Source organism: Bradyrhizobium sp. NC92, assembly GCF_025200865.1.
Taxonomy (GTDB): domain Bacteria; phylum Pseudomonadota; class Alphaproteobacteria; order Rhizobiales; family Xanthobacteraceae; genus Bradyrhizobium.
Genome location: NZ_CP104171.1, coordinates 7481638 through 7500376, shown reverse-complemented (window position 1 = coordinate 7500376; position 18739 = coordinate 7481638). Strand labels below are relative to the sequence as shown.

Here is an 18739-nt window from a genome sequence, read left to right as displayed (position 1 = left end):
GGCTCCTGGCTGATCGGCCCTCCCCTCGTGGCAATTCATTGTACCGCGCTCAATACCTTGCAGTTTCAGACGCTCGCGACCAACAAAGGGGCGGGCATCGTTTGGTCTCCGCTCAGCAACTTCCTGCTTTACGGCGCCACCACAAAGATCGGCCTAGCGCGTAAAGCTGGAGTGCCAATCGCTATCGGATGCGATGCTCCCAGTGGGACAGAAAACCTGTTGGGCGAATTAAAGATTGCAAAATTGGTAAGCGATCGCGAGGGCGGCCTGTTTTCCGACCAGGAACTGGTCGATGCCGTCACGCGTGTCCCAGCCGCGATGATTGGGTGGAAAGGCTATGTCGGATCGATTGAACCAGACAGAGCTGCCGATCTCCTTATCGTTGAGGGTACCCAGGGTGACCCGTACGCTAGCTTGATCGCCACAGACGAATCCAAAATTATTGCCGTCGTGATCGACGGGCGACCTCGTGCTGGCCGCGCCTCGATCGTCGATCCCAATTCGCCGGGAGTCGAGCTCATCCGAATCGCCCAGCAAAATCTCGTGCTGGACATCATCGAAGCAGCTGATCATCCGCTCGGCGGCACATCGCTTAGTAGTGCAATCGCAACTCTAACGTACGCATTGGCGAACTTACCTGACGTGGCGGGAGAGGCTCATACCCTTGCGCCCGCGTTGATCGGAGCCCACGACCATTGGCGTCCAGTCCCGGACTACGATGATCGAGCCGCTGGGCCGATGTTCGCGGCCTCTACTTTGCCCGGCCCGGCGGACGTAGACCCCCTCACTATCGAACCAATGACCGCCGTCGACAATCCGGGATTTGCCGGCCGCATCAAGGCGAATATGAATGTCCCACAGTGGCTGAAAGATGCGCTCTAGCGAGCACAATTTGAACCGGGGGCCTCACATGCGGAATGACGGAGTCCGGCCCCTCGGGGACCTCGCCACCGCTCCTCGCCGCGCAGATAGTAGGGTTTTTTGTAGGAATTCAGCTTTTGCGCCCAAAGCGGACATCGCAGCGGCCCCGATCTATGTCCGCCAGTGACCCTGGCTGTTCTCTTATTCCGGGCGTGAGGTCAAGCTCTCCTTGAACGTCCTCGCCGGGGTCCATGGTTCTCTCCGCGGTAGGGGCGTGCCCTCCCCATGATGGCGCATGATGACGTTAGCGGATCAATGTGTGAAGCGCGCTTTGCCCCGCCGAGCACCGCAAAGCCAGGGGCGATCTCACCAACGTTAGCGTCCCGGCGGGGACGTTCACTCCCGCTGTTCGGCGGGAACTCGTTATCCTTTATGCAGGCTGATCAGCAGCATCCTTTTGATGACCATTTAAATTCGGTACGACGGGACCCGACTGATCGAATACCGCCTTACGGTTCAGCCGTCCTTAGAGCGATACGCGATTAACGCCGTGTAGGGTAGCTCGACCTAGCATCGCGCGCAGCGCCGGATTCCGGCGTTCGGCGGTATTTTTTCGCGCGATTCATTCAAGCCGCTCAAGAACAAGAGCAGATGTGAACTGGAATGCGCTGCTAACGTGGCAATGCTGATATTCGAAGAGCCGTGCCGGTGCATACTTTTATTTACGGATACGAAGGCGGGCATAAATGGATGACGCCGAACGCCGTTCCAATGCTTGGAACAACGCCGTCCACGCCGAAGGTACCCGAGCTGTATTCGAGCAGCGTGCGGCACGGTTGCGTCGCAAGATCTTGTTGCGGGATTTTGTCGGCATCGCCGTCCCTATGTTGCTTGCCTATCTGCTTGGGTCGGAAGTGTTTGAGCCGCTCAAGCCCTATCGGTCATTCGCCATCGGCTTGCTCGGTTTGACAGCGCTTATGCAAGCTCTGCTTGTTTTGTGGTCTCTGCTTGCTCGCTGGGACGAGGAACTTGCCTACGACACCAATGCGGCACGCGAGAGCTATTTGCTTAAGGAAGCCTGGCAAAAGTTAGGGCGCGGAGACTCCGAAAATCTCGCCGTCGAATACAATTTGATAGGTCGCCAGCAGTCTCTGGCTGACGCGCGTGATGCCGGCAAAGGCATTACGGAGAGTGAAAAGCAATTCGGTTTGCGGAATGGTCTTATTGAGAGCCAGCGCAAATGCATGTGCGGGGCCGTTCCTATGCAGCGTAAAGTGCCATGGCGGCCGAAAGTGGAGTGCGCCGCCTGCGGCGGCAACTAGGGAGGATTCTCATGGATGATAAAGTGAAGCGGACCCTGAAGGCGTTCGAAGCCTTGTCGGATGCGGAAAAGGCGGACTTCTTGGAAGTCCTCAAAGGCTTCGAAACCCGGGGACGGCTGCACGAAAGCATTCGCAAGGATCTGAAAATATCGATGGGGCCGCTTCCCGGAGCCTGTCCGTACTGCGGACGCTCCTAACCGACGCGCGGCAATCGGTGGCGATGGCTGCCGGTCCGACCGATCAAGAACGGGCCGGGCGACTTTGGCCGCCCCGTCCTGTCACGAGTGCCGGAGCATGCGCTCGGCAAGGGTTTCCGTTCGCCACGAGAGATGCAACTACGTGCATCATCAAGCAATACAATTACTTTCGACGCCCTTTCGAGGGACACTCTCGCATTTTCAAGGTCTGCAAGATCCGAGTTCTTTCAAAATCGCGATTGTGAGAGCCAAGTCATGGCCGTTAGCGACAGGCAGTTTACATTAACACCTAGACTGGGCCGGATATTCGTGCAGCGATGCTCGGATACCCGCATAGCGGCCGTCCTCAACGATGCCTTCAAGTGAGGAGACGTGGTGCCCAACCAAGCGGCTCTGATGGGAAAATTCAGACACTTGAAGCATTCCTGACGCAACCCGCCAGCCCGTAAAAATCTGCGGCATAACCATGCCGGCACGTCGGCTTAGGCGATGGCGAGCCCACGCCACGCCGGGCCGGGCGGGTCAAGGCCGCGTCAGCGCCCGCAGGGCCTGGCCTTGATGCGGCTGGACCGGTGTGGCTCTTGTGTGAGGGATTGTTACCCGCAGGGCAGAGACGTAGCTCAATTCTCATGCGAATATCTGCTCGGCTCCGGGCGAAGCCTAAAGCCCGGCAGAAGGCACGCCCAATCCTGGATCTGTGAAAAATAGCCGCAACCGGCTGGCTGTCGCGACGCGAGGGGCCTAGCCCATGGCCGCGCGCGAGTCTGCCGAGCGAGGAGAGATGATCAGGTCGTCAGTCTCTCGAGGCCAGAACGCTCTTCGATCATCGAAAAAATATCAGAGTGTCGGAGGGAATGTTGCTGGCGGCGTCCAGACGTCAACGGAATTATCGGCACCTGCAATACCGCGTTCGGCGCGGCCTCCAACGGCTACACCGCGATCGTCGAGGCCTTGCTTGCCAAGGGCGCGGTGTTCGACATCCAGGACAGCGACACCGCGCTGATTAAACCATAAGCAGTTCGTCTCGCACTCGAACACATAGAATGATAACGTGCGGGCGGTTGATGTGGAAAGGGCGCCCTGCAAGGGTACCTCTTCACAGAATCCGCAACATTAGCAGGTCGGCGCGGATCAAGTGGTGCCGTGGGACCGATGTCGTCCCAAACTCAACTCATACTCAGTCAAGCTGGCCGGCTGCATTAACAGCAATGAAAGGGCGATACGTTGCCTAAGTTCATAATAACCTACGACCTGATGAAGGGTAAGGATTACGATAAAATCATCAAAGAACTGGAAAAGCACGGTGGCCATAAGGCCCTGCTCTCGATGTGGTTCATCGACCTGGACAACACCGCGGTCGATGTGTTCGACCACTTCATTAAATTCGTAGATTCCGATGACCGGCTTGTGGTGACGGAGTTCAAGCCAGCAAATTCCAAAGCTAAGGCAATAAAGGGAACCAACGACTGGCTCGCTGCTCACCGCTAGCGGTTGGTTCTACTGCTCAGGCTTACCGTGTGTGGGCCTCGTTTATCGGATGAGCCTGAGCAGTGACCTTTCAACCCATGCATCGCAGGGCAAGCTCCAGAACTCTGCTTTAATGCCGGGAGAGTGGTGAATCAATGAAGCCGTCAGATCTCATCCAGAAGCAAATCGAGGACAGCCAGCGCCTTGCCAAGCACTTGGAGGCTTTTAACCGGACTGATCTTCAACGCCTCACGGGAGGCTACGCTGCAAATGACTACCTTGAGAGTATCCGGAAACTCGCAGGGCAAGCGAGTCGTGCTCATGCGAGCTTCGCCGAATCCGCCCGGATAGCTTCTGGTGCTCTTGCTTCACTGAAAGCAAGCATGCCTGGTGTGGGTGGGGATTTCAGCGAGGCCATTCGAAGGATGTCAGAGCTGCCGGCGGGCCTCAAGCTCTTGCAGGAGAGCGCTTATCATTTCGAGCAGCAGTTCCGCCTCACCAATCAGCATGACCTCGCCCGGCTGTCACAGCTGGCTGAGAGCATAACGGTACCGAAATGGCCCAACGACATCCAGCGCCAGCTGGAGAGCATTCGGGCGCCCTTCATCCAGATGCAGGATAGCCTGAAGTCTCTCCGTGGATTCAGCGAGCTGTCAGCAATCGGCGCAGCGGTAAGGATCGTTGAGCCTTTTGAAGCAGGGTTGGTTGGGAATCTCCGCCGTGACCTCGGCGACTGGCGTGATACCGAGGTAGATGCCACTGATCTTCTAGACGATCCGGAGGGGCGGGTCGCTGTTTACGAGGAACGAGGCTTCAATGCCGAGTTAGCCGATTTTCCAGCCGAGGCGTTTGAGAATGCCTTGACTGTCACAGGGATTGACCTGGGCGCCGTCAGTCCGATGCTGGCGCCTCCACCGGCTGACATGGTGCCGGCGTTCAACGTGCACGGTTATCAATGGCTGTTTGTACTCGAACGAGAGCTGCGGGTGTTCATCCTGAAATGCCTGACGGAAGCGAGCGGCGGCAACTGGGAGGCACGACTGCCTCCGAAGATGCGGGACAAGTGGCAAGAGAAGAGGGCTAAAGCTCTGTCAGAGGGCGAGGCCGAGCAGCCGCTCATCAACTACGCCGACTTTACCGACTACAACGATATTATCCTGGGTGCAGCGAATTGGCGGGATTGCTTCAAGGGCACGTTTAAACGCGAGGAGGCCGTGCGTGAAGGGTTTAACCGATTACGTCCGATCCGGCTGGTAACGGCTCATATGCGGTTCATGACCAATGAAGAATGGTTGATCCTGAATCTGGAAGTCAGGCGCATTCTCAAAGCTATTGGGGTTTCGATCTAGAAACGATGGAGGCAGAGGCCGCTCCAGCGGCCCCTGTTGCTCTGTCGGCTGATGCTGATCGAGAGAAAGAGTCTCAAGCGACCCAGCAATATAGCGAGTGTGCCACGTAGGTTTATCGTTCTCGCTTCTTCTTGGTTTTTGGACCGTTGCGGCCATGCGCCTTGCGGCACCTTCTTTCTAGCACGTTGATGTTCCCGAGCGCTCGCGGGGATCCGAGGAAGGGCTGCCCACCAGCATGCAAGCGCCACCTGGCAACTCGATGGTGAAGCTGTCTGATGATCGCGCTACTATCGGCCAAGACGATTGAGGATGCGCAATGCCGTGTACATGGCCGAGTGCCGGCGGCCTTTCCAGGCCCTAATAGTCGTTGTTGTTTGAATAGGGATAGCTGTTGCGGATCCGCGCGTCGGCGTCCCTTTCCATGTGCCGGACAATGACGCTGGCGTATGCCTTCATGTCGCGAGGCGTCTGGGGCTTCAGGCGGCATATCTTCTCGAACGCCCGCGCGGTGACACGCCCCGCCTCGTCGGGTGCAATTGCGGCTTTCGTGACTCCCCCCGCGTTTGCGCGCAAGCAAATGGGCTGGTCTCGCCTCATCCAGTGCCCGGCTGAACTTCGGCCACTCGCTGTCGTGCTGGGTGCCAAAATACATGTGCCAGTCGGCAAGGCAGCGAACAGAGATCGGCTTGCAGTCGCGGATGCCTGTGGCGACTTCTGGGCGTACGTCCTCCAGCTCCGGATGCTTTTCCACCATCTTGCTCAGGGCTAGCCGCGCTTTGGCCTCTGCGCGCACGGCGCGGCGATAGTCCGAAACGGCTTCGGTGACGGCGGTGGTTCGCCGCGACCCGTCACAGATCGAGAGTTCGGCCGACACATGGGTGCGGTGCCTGGCGCAAGCAGACGCAACACGTCGCGAGCCAACTCCTTCTGGATTTCCGCGGAGAACCCTTCGGAGTAACCATCTAGAAGCTGGGCCACGCTCGCCTTTGCAACAAGGCCTGTCACCGTCGCCGGCCTTGATCGAGTCAGCTTCCCGGCAAGCACACCCAGCTCGCAAAGGGCATCATACGCCTGCTTCGAAAGCCCCTTTCGCTCCTGCAGGTTCCGCGCGACGCGCCCCCGGCGCACGCGCGTTTCGGCTTCCTTCACCTCGTTCGCGAGCCGCACGACTTTGTCATCAGTCGGCATCATCGGCACCGCATTGACGATGGGTAGAGTGACGAGCTTGTTCATGAGAGATCTCCTACATCACGTTGGCGCAGCCGGGCCCGGGATGAGCCGGACCCTCTGTGATCCCAGCGCGAGGTGTCAATCTGATTGGCGCGACCAGGGATTCTCTTCCGCAAATGCGCCTTAACAGCACGGGCAATGCGGTGCCGAGCTGTGCGGTCTTCGTCAACCATGCGGATTCCGCTCGATGTCGCCCATCGTTCCGAGATGATCTCGCCCACCATTCCGATTTGAAGTCGCCCACCCGTTCCGAGACGATCTCGCCCGGCATTCCGGGATGATGTCGCCCGGGTGACGCGGCCTCTTCTGGCTCCCATAGGGTCCGTCCTTTCGGCTTTGCGAAGGGGGACCCTGGATGCCGACGGAGAGGCTTGCGATGCGCCGCGTGCGCGATGTGATCAGGATGAAGGCGGCTGGGCTGCCGAGCCGCGAGATTGCGCGACGGGTGGGCACGGCCCCCTCGACGGTGCGGCTGACGATCCGGCGGTTCGAGGCGGCGGGCCTGAGCTGGCCGTTGCCCGACGAACTCACGGACGCGGCCCTGGAAGCCCGCCTGTTCGCCAAGACCGGCAATGGTAACCGGCAGGGTCATCGCCGCATCGCCGAGCCCGACTGGGCGGCGGTGCACCGCGAGCTCAAGCGCAAGCACGTGACGCTGTCAATCCTGTGGGAGGAGTACATTGCCGCCGAGCCTGGCGGCTACCGGTACTCGCGCTTCTGTGAACTCTACCGCGCCTGGGACGGCCGCCTGTCGGTGACGATGCGCCAGGTGCATGCGGCCGGCGACAAGCTGTTCGTCGACTATGCCGGCGACGGCGTGCCGGTGGTGCTCGATCGCCTCACCGGTGAGCGCAGGATGGCCCAGATCTTCGTCGCCGTGCTCGGGGCCTCGAGCTTCACCTACACCCAGGCGACGTGGACGCAGGGGCTCGCCGACTGGATCAGCGCCCATGTCGGCGCCTTCGCGGCGATCGGCGGTGTGCCGGCGCTGCTGGTGCCGGACAACACCAAGGTGGCGGTCATCAAGGCCTGCCTCTACGACCCTCAGATCAATCGCACCTATGCGGAGATGGCGGCGCACTACGGCACGGCCATCTTGCCGGCACGACCGCGCAAGCCGCGCGACAAGGCCAAGGTCAAGCAAGCCGTGCTCGTCGTTGAGCGCTGGCTGCTCGGTCGCCTGCGCTATCGCACCTTCCACGGCCTCGCCGAGGTCAATGCGGCGATCGGCGAGTTGCTCACCAGGTTGAACGAGGAGCGGTCAATCCGGCGGCTCGGCGTGACGCGCCGCAGGCTGCTGGAGGAGATCGACCGGCCGGCGCTCAAGCCCTTGCCCGTGAGCGCCTATGTGCTCGCCGAATCGCGGATCCGCCGCGTCAGCATCGATTACCACGTCGAGGTGGAGAAGCACTACTATAGCGTTCCACATCGCTTCGCGCGCACAGAGCTCGAGGTGCGGCTCACCGCCCGCACCGTCGAGATCTTCCACAAGGCGAGAGGATCGCTGCCCATCTGCGCATGAGCGGCAATCACAAGCACACCACCGTGCCGGAGCACATGGCCTCGAGTCATCGCCGCTACGCCGGCTGGACCATCGCGCGCATCCGCCAGGACGCCGCCGCAATCGGCCCGGCGACCAGCGCGTTGTGCGACCTCATCCTCGACGAGCGCTCGCACCCCGAGCAGGTATTCCGTGCCTGCCTCGGCATCCTACGGCTCGCCGCCTCCTACGGGCGCGAGCGTCTCGACGCCGCGGCCGCCCGCGCGATCGAGATCGGCGCGCGCACCTACGGCTCAGTTCAAGTCGATCCTCGCCAACAATCTCGATCGGCGTTCCGCTCCCCAGCGCTCCGCGGACGACGCGCCGATCCTGCATGCCAACATCCGCGGACCGCGCTACTACAATTAGGAGACCATCCCCTGCTCACCCATCCGACCTTCGACCGCCTCAACGCGCTCGGCCTGCAAGGCATGGCCAAGGCCTTCGTCGACATCGAAGCCACCGGCGAGGCCAATAGCCTCGGCCACGCCGAATGGCTCGCGCTGCTGCTCGAACGTGAAGCCTCGCTGCGCCACGACAAGCGGCTCGCAACCCGCCTGCGCCATGCCAAGCTGCGCCAGCAAGCGTGCGTCGAGGACGTCGACTACCGCACCGCGCGGGGTCTCGATCGCGCGCTGTTTGCCAGCCTCATCGAGGGGCGCTGGGTCGACGACCACGCCAACCTCTTGATCTGCGGCCCGTCCGGCGTCGGCAAAAGTTGGCTCGCCTCGGCACTCGGCCACAAGGCCTGCCGCGACAATCGTTCTGTCCTTTACCAGCGCGTCCCGCGCCTGTTCGACGACCTGGCGCTCGCCCGCGGTGACGGCCGCCATCCACGCCTGCTGCGCGCCCTCGGCCGCGTCGATCTGCTCATCCTTGACGACTGGGGCCTTGCCCCGCTCGATGCCGGTGCCCGCCACGATCTCCTGGAGATCCTCGAAGATCGCTACGGCCGCCGCTCCACCCTCGTCACCAGCCCGCTCCCCGTGGACACATGGCACGCGCTGATCGGGGACCCAACTTACGCCGACGCCGTGCTTGATCGCCTCGTCCACAACGCCCATCGGCTCGACCTCTCCGGCGAGAGCCTGCGCCGAACCCAGCCAGCAGCCCGAAGGCCATAAGCTCGTGGCGCTGTGGACATGCCGCTGCGCTTGGACAACGCCACCGCGTTGCCCACATGCCCACACTAACCGCAACTGAAGAAGGAGAGGTTCAAGCCGCGATTCCAGATTGACCGCGCGGCTCGCCCAATGCCACAGAACAAACCGGCCAGAACGCCTCGCTCTCGGGCGAGATCAGATCGGAAAGGTGGGCGACATCGTCTCGGAATCCCCGGGCGACTTCAAAATGGTACATCTGGGCGACATCATCGGAATCCGCACAATAGACAATAAATGCACGAGCCCGCGGAAAACTGGGCTTCCTGGCTCTCATCGGCCTTCAATTCTTTCCGCTCCCACGCAGGTCCGCTCACACTGAAGACGCTGACACCTGCGCATCTACCAACATTTGAAAGAGTGCACCCATGAGTGAAAACACCAAAACCAAACCGGCCTACGAGGCCTTCGTCGTCGATGACTCCGGCAGTACGTCGCATTGGACCAAGGTCGGCGCCGCCTGGACGCACGAAGACGGCAAAGGCTTGAACGTGTCCCTGGCTGCCGGGATTGCGGTCAGTGGCAAGCTGGTGCTCCGAGCTCCTGATGGAGAGAAGCAGAAGGCACCACCGAAGAAATAGTTCGGCTGTTCGAGTGACTGGTGGCACGCTTTGTGCCGAAAACTTCCCAGGGGGAGGGCATCGCACGGCCGGCGCTGCCGCTGACCTATACTAAATGGGGCCGGAAACCGGCCCCATCACTACTGTTCACCGCGTCTCATACACGCTCTGGAGCAACGGCCTCCATCAGCTTCTCATGAATGGCGTCGGCAGTCCTGATTGCGGAGCCTACCACCTGATCGAGGCAGTGCGTCAGGAGATGCGTTCCGTAGGTTATGCTCCCCGCAAGGCTGTAAACTTCGCCAACCGGCTTGCCGTCCGGGGTCAACAGCTGGCCGCTATGAAAGTCGACCATCGCTCCTCCCTCGGCCATCGGTGTAAGCCAGCCTTTCCTCAGAAGGTACCCCAGCAGGGGGTACCGCGCCTTTGAAAGACCGGTGCCGATGCCGGAGCAATTAACGAGATATTCAAAGCCCAGGTGAATGAGGACCTCTTCCCCGAAGTCCTTCGATCGGCGTTTGACGTGGAAAAGACCTTCGGCAAAGTGGACCTCCCCCAGGCCTCCTGCCACCGTCAGCGAACCGTCGTCGAGCCAGTCAAGAATGTCCTTCGCCACCTTGGAGGCCGACCCGTAGCTTACATTGGTGTGAGCCTGGCGGTAATCCCGCTTATAGACCTCGCGCTCCCCTGGCGGAAGAAGGTGCCAAATGAGAGGAGTGACGTCGTCAAAGGCCTTGAGAACCGAGAACCACTCGCTGTCCTCATGGCAGTCGGCTAGGCCAAGCGGGATGGCCCGCTTTGGATGCAAACGCGCATTCTCGAAGGCTCTCGTCATTCCGGAGCAATCAATCCTCGCGACTTTGAATTCCCGCGAAATTCCGCGAAGAATGTCCTTCCACGTAAGACCGCCGTGCTCCGCAGCCATTTCCTTGATGGCTTCTCTGGTCAGCACTTTGAGTTCGTGCCGATGATATCTCGGCCGCGGGTACTGCATACACCCTGAGCGCGAGTACGCATGGATCTGTTTCACCCCATTCTGATGCCGCAGGATGTTAATCGTGTCGACAGCTGTCGGTCCCAAGCCCAGAACACAAACACCTTGGGCATCAGCCGGGATGGCCTTGAGCGACTCGAAATCCCATGGATTTCCGATGTATTTAGGTGAACCATCGAGATGCTTGAAGTTCGTCGATGGCACGTGTCCCAGGGCTAGCACCACGGTGTTGGCGAAGAGCTGCCCTCCACCTGACAACGTGATGGCAAAGCCCTGTCCTAGGCGATCGAGGCGGGCCGCCTCCCCTTGCAACCGCACCACTGGTACGCCCGCATGCCGGGCAACCTCTACAAAGAGGTCAAGATCCTTAGAGAATGCCTCTCCGATCTCGGAGCGCTTAAAGAACGCGGCATCTTGAGAAAGATTGTCTCCATCAACCCCCAGAGCTTCCAGCAACGCGTGAGGGTTTTCAGGATCATTACTCATTTTCGGAAGATGCATGTTCGCCAAAATAAAGGGCGCCTGGTCAGGCGCCCATGCAACTCCACGACCCTGTTGAGAAATCGGCTTCATATCCAAACAGATGAAGCCGATCTGTCCGGTTATGCGATCTGCGGTCGCCTTCTTCAGCATGCTGCGAAAGCAGCTGGCTCCTCCAACTCCCATCCCTACGAATGCGATCCAGTGCCGTGGATCAAATCCGTCCAGCTTGCCGGAAGGATTCAGAAACGGAGCGGTTGACGTGAGTAGAGTCGCGTTTTGCATTTGCGTTCCCTGTAGACAGCATTGACCGCGTGCGGAATTGCACGACTTCAGTCATGTCGTTTGCAGGAGCTGATGACGGCGGGTCCCCCGACGGACACTTAACAATTGGCCCCGTAGATCGCGCCAGTCGGGGGGGTTGCCGCAGCCTTTCGGCTGACTGCTCTCCTTACTTGTCTGCGCTGGCTCGGCTTGCCGACCTCCCCATCGCGGCATTAACGCTAAACGGTTTCGTGGCGAATTACAATTGCGCAACGTCACAATGCGCACGCATTGCTGCCATCACGTAGGTCGCAACAACAAAAAACGCCCTTCCATCGCTGGAAGGGCGTCTCGTTTCGACTCCAGCACGCAAGTGGCGACACGAAGTTGTATTCGCCCTCACGGGTGCACGGTCACACCACCTGCAGGGTGCGCTTAGCACCCTTGGCAGGAGCCGGCTGTTACGAGGCGGCAACCTCAACAGCCTCGACCTTCAGACCAGTCGGCGGTCCCTACCGCTGCGGACAATGCTGGAAAGCGTACAGCACGCAGACGGAAGCTCAGAGTTCTTATAAAAGGCACGTTCCAGTCCGTTTGGACCGGTCGTCTGGTTTTCGTCATACGCTCATTTTTGTGCGTCGGGAAGCGAAAACTACAAAATTGCTGCAATTGCACATCGGTTGCTTCGACCGAATTTAGACGGCCCAGCAATGCCTTGGACGGGATTCACCATGCCAAGCTTGGCGCCGAGTGCACGGCCATCAAGAAGCGCTCGCATAGCGGGCAGAGTGGACGAAACTGATTTCAAGACGCTATCTGCGACGCCGGGCGCTGGCGGATTTGGTAGACGCGCTCGCGGGTGATGAGAGGGAGTGAAGGGTGGCTGTTTTGCGGTGCGTGTCACGGATTTGCAGATCTGCCGGGTCGAGTTGAGGCGACAGGTTGGCAAGGTGATGGGCTGGAATGGCGGATTTCTTGCAAATCCGTTGGTTGGTAGTTGAGCAGCTTCCGCTGCCGGCGCCAGCTATTGTCCGTCCAGCGCGGCCTTCATCGCCAGTACGGCTTCCTTGAGCGGCGGGGGTGGTCCTTGAGCGCACGCCAAATGATGCGGGCATCGACCCGCTGGTATTCGTGGCGGAGGATATTGCCTATCCGGCGATGCCCCTCCAGCGCACTTCCTTGTGGGGCGACTTCAGTTTGCGGCCAAGGTGGCGGCTCGCCTCCGAGATGACCTCTATTCCCCGCTCGACGGCCGAACGCAACAGCCAGGAGCGCTGGTAGTCGCGATAGGTTTTTCCCTTCACGGCATTCTCAATGCCCCGAATGCTTTCCAGCATGTCGTGGATGCGCAGCAGGGGCGTACGCGTGGGCACCTAGAAGACCTTGGTGGCCTCCGCCTCGATCTTCCTGCGGATCAGGGGATGCAGACCGTTGCGCGTTGTGAGGTCGACCTCCACGCCGAGGCTTTCCTCCAGAAGACGCTTGGCGGCAACCAGGTCGAGGGCGTTGAAGGAGCCGCGCGGGTCGTAGTCAATGAAGAGGTCGAGGTCGCTGCCGGCCCTGGCTTCATCGCGGGCGGTCGAGCCGAACAGGTAGAGAGACGTTGCACCGGCTCCCGCAGCCCCTTGGCCAGGGTACGGAGCTTTCTTAGGGCGTCGGTGCGGTTCATAAGGCCAGTCTACCACGTACTTATGAACTGCGGCAAAAGCGAAATGAAGCGGATGCGCCCTGCAAGCTTTGCCTGCAGCCATGTCACGGATTTGCAAGTTTTCGGCAGAGTGGGCCAGGTGACGGATCTGCAAGGTTTGGTGAGGCCGGAATGGCGGATTTTTTGTTGCAGATGCGGGGCTTCGGACGTCACCTGATTGTTCGCTGTTGCTTGCTGTCGAATGGCGGGATTGCCGGGTTGGTGGGCCGGCGCCTCTTGTGTGGGTGTCTTTGCGCGAGGGATCGTGACCGGAGGCCGGGACGTCCTGGCCCGGCGCGCTTGCGCGTAGAGCCCGGTTGGACTGCCAACGCGCCGTACTATTTTGTCCAAGGTTTATGAGTCAGAAGATCGGGTGTGGAACGGCGGGGATGTTGATGTCCCGGCTCGGGGTGTGACTGGTGGTTTGCGGTGTGTATGAAAGAGGTGCGCTGCCGCGCGGGCATGGTTAGCGCGGACGCGGGGTCTGAATGTTGCCGGAGGGCAATCGCGTCGATAATCTCCCAGTCAGGAGGTGTGGGAAAATGAGCAACATATCCGACCTGGATGCGTGGATCGACGAGTCAATCCGTATCAGCGCAAAGCATGATTATCACCCCACAGCCTTCGTCGGGATGCGGGCAAGGCATGGCACCGTCGAGGCTATCAAGCGGCTTGTCAGCCAGGGCGACATCCAGAGCGGCTTTCGGCGTCTCAAAGAGCTTGGTCTTAAAGAATGGACCATTGAGCAGGCCGTCATCAATTTCCCCGGTGATTTCCCCAATCGCGAATTGCGGGAGGCCGCCCGCTGGCGACTTGAACAGCCTTAACGCGGGACGCAAACCTGCATGTGGCCGTTGGCGGGGATGTAGCGGTTCTTGCCGTAGTCGGATGGGCTTGAGCAGGTTTCGCTGCCGGGATGTTCAGACGCTGGTCGATATTTCGCGTGCAAGTCGGTCGCACATTTAGCTTTATCTGATGCCGATGCATTCGACAGCTTCGATTCAATCCGAACGTGTCATGCCACGCGCAAGCGTAAATTCGCCCAGTGCGTGTCAAACAAGCGAGTGCTATCGTAAATTGCAGCATTTGAAGTTGGAGGAAGCATAACGCGAGCTTCCCAGCTCGTTGGTAAATCGCACATTGTTGAGCTTTCACAACTGGCGCGGAACTGTTCGCGTTAGCAGATGAATTTTGCTGTTCCTCCAGAAGCGTTTGCGGCTCCAAGTCTATTGTGGTGCAACAGCGGAGGCAGAGATGTGTAAGTTTTACTTACGGATCGGAATACTGGGCGTCTTAGCTTTTGTGGTCCAACCAGCCGAAGCAGAACATTCCAGAATTCATTTGAGCACCGGCGGGAGTTTAGGCGCTGGCGACGTGATGTATGATGGCGGTTCATCCGTCCAGAGCATGATCGAATACAATGGCGGCGTGTTAACGGCGTTTTCGAATTGCGGGGGCAATCCGCGTCAGCATGCTTGCATCCAATGGAGTGAAGACGGGAAGGCACTAGGCGCAGGGCCGAGGGTTTATGAAGGCACCTCACGCGTTACCGCGATGACGAAGTATAAGAACGGAGTGCTAACTGCCTTCGCAAATTGCGGAGGTAGCCAGGCCGCCTGCATTCATTGGAGCGAAGACGGAAAAGCGCTCGGCGCTGGTCCGACGGTTTACGAGGGGAGCTCTGCAGTTACTGCCATGATCGCGTACAATGACGGAGTGCTAACCGCCTTTGCGAATTGCGGAGGCGGGCCGCCTGCTTGCATCCATTGGAGCCAAGATGGAAGGGCTTTAGGTGGAGGGCCAAGAGTCTACGAGGGCAGCTCGCCCGTAACGGCTATGGTTGCCTACAAGAGTGGCGTATTAACCGCATTCGCCCAGTGCGGCGAAGGACAGCCCGCCTGCATTCACTGGAGTACAGACGGGAGGGCGCTGGGTGGCGGGCCAAGGGTCTATCAGGGGTCCTCTCCCGTCACTGCTATGGCAGCACACAAGAATGGGGTTCTCACTGCCTTTTCGAGTTGTGGTGGTAATCCGCCACAGCGTGCCTGCGTCCATTGGAGCGAAGACGGAGCCGGACTCGGCGCGGGGCCGAGGGCGTACGAGGGAAGCTCGTTCGTCGCGAGTATCCTACCTCGCCGTGAGGGGATTCTGACGGCGTTCAATGGACTGCCGGATCCTCCGCCCAATGGGTGCCCGCTCCCGACCAGTTGTGCTGGTCCTATTCTAATGTGCCCAAAGGGGCACGTCGCTCCTGGCGGCAATTGCGTTGAGGAAGGATCAGAGCCTTGTGGAGTATGTGGAGTTTGGTCTTTCCGCTAGCGTAGCTCAACCTTGCAAGTAAGCGCATCGAAGGATGGAGACGTTCGTCTCGGGGCACGCTGACAACAGCGTGCCCTCACTGCTCCACGTCCCGGTCCGTGGAGTGAATCGGGCCTTCGGTCACAGTTTAAGAGAGGATCATGAGAGATGAATGGGCGATGATTTTCCTTGTTACTGGTAGCGAAACGACGATAGGCGCTGCGTGGCGGTACGGGGTGTGTCTGGCTCTTGGCGGGTGATGCTGCGCTTTTCGCGCGGGCGTGGTTAGCGCGGGACGCAGTTGCAAATGCTCTAGGAGAGTTTTGGAAAGAGGTTCGAGCGGAAACGCTGGCCAATCAACTCAAAAGCCCATCTTGAGCCGGTGGGCTGGTTGTTAAGGTTTGGCCTTGGCTGGTGGCCACGTTTGATAGACAGCCATGAGTTGTGTCTGATATCTAAGTCCCTCAAGGTTCGGACTACTGCAGTCCTGATCCGATTTAGCGATGGTGCGTTCAATGATATTCTATGCAAAACCATTTGGGCTTCGGGAAGAAGACACTGATTATAAGTTCGTCCTGGCCAGATTTGTCGTGGGCTTGTTGCTCGTTGGTGGCCTTATCGGTGCTTCATTCCTTGCAAAATCGATGCAGTGGCAGAGTGGAGCGGATACCTTGCTGGACTTGGGCAAGATCGCCTTCGGCGGACTGGTTGGGTTGCTGTTTGGTGAAAAGAACGCCGTGAAGGAGATAAGAAGACGCCCCCGCATCGCTAAGCCCTAGGAAGTCTGCTTTTTGAAAAACTGGCGGGTCGCCTCAAAATCTGGCGGTAATCCAAGATTGGGCGGATGACGAGTTGGATCAAGATTGCGTCCCATCCAACGAGTTTCGTACGCCGCCACCGGTGCGAGATTACTCATCAAGGCCCGATCGTATTCGCGGATAATCGACTGGTGCATAGGCATCAATCGTGTCATTGGTCCCTGGCGATCGATGCTCACCTTCTCGAGAAGGCCGCCCACGTAGGAATAAAGTGTCTCAGCAGGCAAAATGCCGTCAGTTTTTGGATCGAGTGGATCGAGAGGGGGCATTCCTGGATTAGTCGAAACTGGTGTAGTCAGCAAATTCATGACCCGCCAAATTCGATAAGCAGCGGGAGGGTAAGGCTCCCAGGGCAGGTCCGGAGATGGTGGCGTCTTCAGGAAGTTTTCATCGCTCCCCTTACCAACCAGAGCAATCGATAAGATCATAGCAATTAGCTCGATGTTAAGTCGGTCGCTCTTTTTGCAAAAAGCGAAGTGAGCCCAGTTTTTCTGCCACGGCTCTTCACCGTAGTTGTGCTCTTTTTCAAAATGACGAAGAGTTATCAGAAAACGAAGTGTAGCAAAGTCATCTGACTGGGATTCGATGAGCTGGGAAACCCAAGGAGCGTTCCTGAGCTTGTTGGGCATTTCAAGATGTCCCCGCATGATGTGTGCGGACTCATGCACCAAGGTCCATTCGAGGGATTTGTACATGAGGGTATAGATTAGAATTTGGCGCCACTTTTGCGGAGGGAGAACAGGACCGAAAATGCCAAACCGCAGCATTTTGAGGATCCGCTTATGGCCATCCTCAATTTTTCCTCGGGCTGATGACGGGTACCTATCCAAATCAATATCTATAGGGATCAGGCCGTCGATCGTTCGCGCTACAGCATTTGCGAAATAGAAAGCGCGTATGGCAAGGCCAGCAGAGATCGAAACCCTGGCCCTTTTGAAGAATTTTTTGACCACATGGATCGTAGGATCATAGGTCTTGAGAAGCCTGAGATGAGCTGAGCGTGGAGGACTTAGTTGGTAGCTCAGGTAGAAAAGATGGGCTGAAAGCTCGTCTGTTATGTGCCTGAAGATTTCCGCATCAAGAAACTCGGCCTTGACCCCTTCAATCGCATGGAGAAGTCGTTTGTCCATCGGTGTGGCTCGAAATGAATTCGCAATTCAATCAAAAAAGTGGCGCAAAAGGCCGGACAAGCGACAATATTTCTAGTTCGCTGCCCTAGCAAGGCACATAAATCTGCATGGGGCCGTGATGGTAGCTACCTGAGGTGCAGGCGCTGGCGGATCTCGTAGAGGCGTTCCCTCGTTATTCTTCCGCCGCGCGGGCCGGTGAAGCCGAGCTCTTCCAGCTTCGCGGCTAATTCCGTGTATTCGGAGAGGCCGGGTTTCATCAGCCTGCGCATCGCCGCGTGGATGGCGCGGGCGTGTCGTCGCGCCTCCGTCCTGTTGGTCCTTATCCCCTTCTGTGCGGCCTTTGGGCGTGAGGTTGCCCATCGAGGCTGCTAGTCTAGTGTATCCCCGCGTGCTTCTTCAGCACCTCGATGTCGCGCTGCTGGCTGTCCAGCCGCTTCTTCAGGTCGTCGTTGGCGGCCTTGAGGTTGTCGTTGGCGGCTTTCAACTCCTTGATGGCGTTGACCATGGCGGCTTCGATGGGGCGGTCCGAGAGGGTGAGATAGCCGCGCTGGTCGGTGCTCACCGCCTCGGGGATGGCCTTCTGCACATCCTGCGCCGAGAAACCGGCGTAAGTGGCGCTCATATCGTTGCTGCTCTTTTCATTCCAGCGGTAGAGGATGGGGTTGAGGGCGGTGATGGCTTCCAGCCCGCGGGTGAAGCCGCCCTGGATATCCTTCAGGCGTTCGTCGGAGGAGGCGGTGACGTTGCCGCTGGCGTCGGTGGTGAGCGTACCCGCGCCATAGTTGGCAAGCTGCACCGCGCCGCTGGCGTAGAGCGTGGTGACGCTGGTCTGGTTGGTGGTGATGGAGATGCCGGTGGCCGCGATCAGGCTTGAGCCGATGGTGTTGAAGCTGGAGCTGCCGCTGGCCGCGAAGTGCGTGGCGCTGACGGTGCCGGAGACTTCGAGGTTGGTGGTGGGTGTAACCTGCCCGATGCCGACGTTACCGCTGCTATTTTTTATCGTCAGGTAGGCGCTGTATTGAGATTGGTGGCTGGACCGATTGCAAAACTGCCGCGCGGCGTCGCCTGCATAGATGGCATAGGAGGGGTTTGCGTATTCAATAACCGCGTGTCCGCTGGTTGCGGTGCGGAACAGGCTAACGATGGACGCGCTGCTGCCCTGTACGGTAAGAGTTGTACTTGGCGCGCTGGTGCCGATGCCGATGTAGCCGGTGCTGACGATGCGCATTGCTTCGGTGCCGGAGGTGCCGAGTGTGAGGTATTTGTTGGTGACGTTACCAATGATCTGAGCGGCGGTGCTGCTCCACTGCAAGGCAGAGCCATCGTTGCTGAAGTTGATGAAGGCGCCGCTGCCGGTAAGGTATTCACGACGGCCGACGTAA

16 protein-coding genes and 1 pseudogene are annotated in these 18739 nt (G+C 59.0%); 10 read left to right on the top strand and 7 right to left on the bottom strand.

What is annotated here, in order from left to right:
- The first annotated feature begins 57 nt into the window (after positions 1–57).
- The 5 genes from N2602_RS34800 to N2602_RS34780 all read left to right on the top strand — a co-directional run bounded on the left by N2602_RS34800 (position 58) and on the right by N2602_RS34780 (position 5196).
- The gene (locus tag N2602_RS34800; RefSeq protein ID WP_409241873.1) at positions 58–882 is read left to right on the top strand and encodes an amidohydrolase family protein; all 825 of its coding nucleotides are present in this window, start codon (positions 58–60) and stop codon (positions 880–882) included.
- A gap of 725 nt (positions 883–1607) precedes the next feature.
- The gene (locus tag N2602_RS34795; RefSeq protein WP_260380933.1) at positions 1608–2183 is read left to right on the top strand and encodes a mobilome CxxCx(11)CxxC protein; all 576 of its coding nucleotides are present in this window, start codon (positions 1608–1610) and stop codon (positions 2181–2183) included.
- An 11-nt stretch (positions 2184–2194) separates the two neighbouring features.
- Complete coding sequence (locus N2602_RS34790; protein ID WP_260380932.1) at positions 2195–2380, top strand: hypothetical protein; 186 nt, start codon at positions 2195–2197, stop codon at positions 2378–2380.
- 1224 nt (positions 2381–3604) lie between these two features.
- Positions 3605–3868: a hypothetical protein gene (locus N2602_RS34785; RefSeq protein WP_260380931.1), complete on the top strand. Its 264-nt coding sequence runs from the start codon at positions 3605–3607 to the stop codon at positions 3866–3868.
- Between the two features lie 134 nt (positions 3869–4002).
- Complete coding sequence (locus tag N2602_RS34780; RefSeq protein WP_260380930.1) at positions 4003–5196, top strand: Swt1 family HEPN domain-containing protein; 1194 nt, start codon at positions 4003–4005, stop codon at positions 5194–5196.
- A gap of 765 nt (positions 5197–5961) precedes the next feature.
- Here the strand turns inward: N2602_RS34780 and N2602_RS34775 are convergent.
- Entirely contained in the window at positions 5962–6429 is a 468-nt protein-coding gene (locus tag N2602_RS34775) for a hypothetical protein (RefSeq protein ID WP_260380929.1), read from the bottom strand.
- Positions 6430–6802: 373 nt separating this feature from the next.
- Between N2602_RS34775 and istA the strand changes: the two are divergent.
- The 3 genes and pseudogenes from istA (at position 6803) to N2602_RS34760 (ending at position 9707) form a co-directional block, all read left to right on the top strand.
- Positions 6803–8335: pseudogene (gene istA / locus N2602_RS34770) on the top strand (IS21 family transposase).
- A gap of 11 nt (positions 8336–8346) precedes the next feature.
- Positions 8347–9090: an IS21-like element helper ATPase IstB gene (gene istB, locus N2602_RS34765; protein ID WP_260383791.1), complete on the top strand. Its 744-nt coding sequence runs from the start codon at positions 8347–8349 to the stop codon at positions 9088–9090.
- Positions 9091–9494: 404 nt separating this feature from the next.
- Positions 9495–9707 (top strand): hypothetical protein, encoded by a 213-nt coding sequence (locus N2602_RS34760; protein ID WP_260380928.1) that lies wholly within the window; start codon positions 9495–9497, stop codon positions 9705–9707.
- Positions 9708–9843: 136 nt separating this feature from the next.
- On the opposite strand, the gene N2602_RS34755 is transcribed toward N2602_RS34760, so the two are convergent.
- The 3 genes from N2602_RS34755 to N2602_RS34745 form a co-directional block, all read right to left on the bottom strand.
- On the bottom strand, positions 9844–11445 hold the full coding sequence (locus tag N2602_RS34755) for an FAD/NAD(P)-binding protein (protein ID WP_260380927.1): 1602 nt from the start codon (positions 11443–11445) through the stop codon (positions 9844–9846).
- Positions 11446–12572: 1127 nt separating this feature from the next.
- Entirely contained in the window at positions 12573–12797 is a 225-nt protein-coding gene (locus N2602_RS34750; RefSeq protein ID WP_260380926.1) for a DUF86 domain-containing protein, read from the bottom strand.
- Entirely contained in the window at positions 12798–13175 is a 378-nt protein-coding gene (locus N2602_RS34745; protein WP_311738771.1) for a nucleotidyltransferase family protein, read from the bottom strand.
- Between the two features lie 478 nt (positions 13176–13653).
- Between N2602_RS34745 and N2602_RS34740 the strand changes: the two genes are divergently transcribed.
- Together N2602_RS34740 and N2602_RS34735 are read left to right on the top strand one after the other, a co-directional pair.
- Entirely contained in the window at positions 13654–13938 is a 285-nt protein-coding gene (locus tag N2602_RS34740) for a hypothetical protein (protein ID WP_260380925.1), read from the top strand.
- A 1986-nt stretch (positions 13939–15924) separates the two neighbouring features.
- Entirely contained in the window at positions 15925–16188 is a 264-nt protein-coding gene (locus N2602_RS34735; RefSeq protein ID WP_260380924.1) for a hypothetical protein, read from the top strand.
- Here the strand turns inward: N2602_RS34735 and N2602_RS34730 are convergent.
- The 3 genes from N2602_RS34730 to N2602_RS34720 all read right to left on the bottom strand — a co-directional run bounded on the left by N2602_RS34730 (position 16185) and on the right by N2602_RS34720 (position 18669).
- Positions 16185–17357: a hypothetical protein gene (locus N2602_RS34730; protein WP_260380923.1), complete on the bottom strand. Its 1173-nt coding sequence runs from the start codon at positions 17355–17357 to the stop codon at positions 16185–16187. The two genes, N2602_RS34735 and N2602_RS34730, sit on opposite strands and share 4 nt — an antisense overlap.
- Positions 17358–17482: 125 nt before the next feature.
- Entirely contained in the window at positions 17483–17614 is a 132-nt protein-coding gene (locus N2602_RS34725; protein ID WP_260380922.1) for a hypothetical protein, read from the bottom strand.
- A gap of 116 nt (positions 17615–17730) precedes the next feature.
- Entirely contained in the window at positions 17731–18669 is a 939-nt protein-coding gene (locus tag N2602_RS34720; RefSeq protein WP_260380921.1) for a tail fiber domain-containing protein, read from the bottom strand.
- Between the last annotated feature and the right edge of the window lie 70 nt (positions 18670–18739).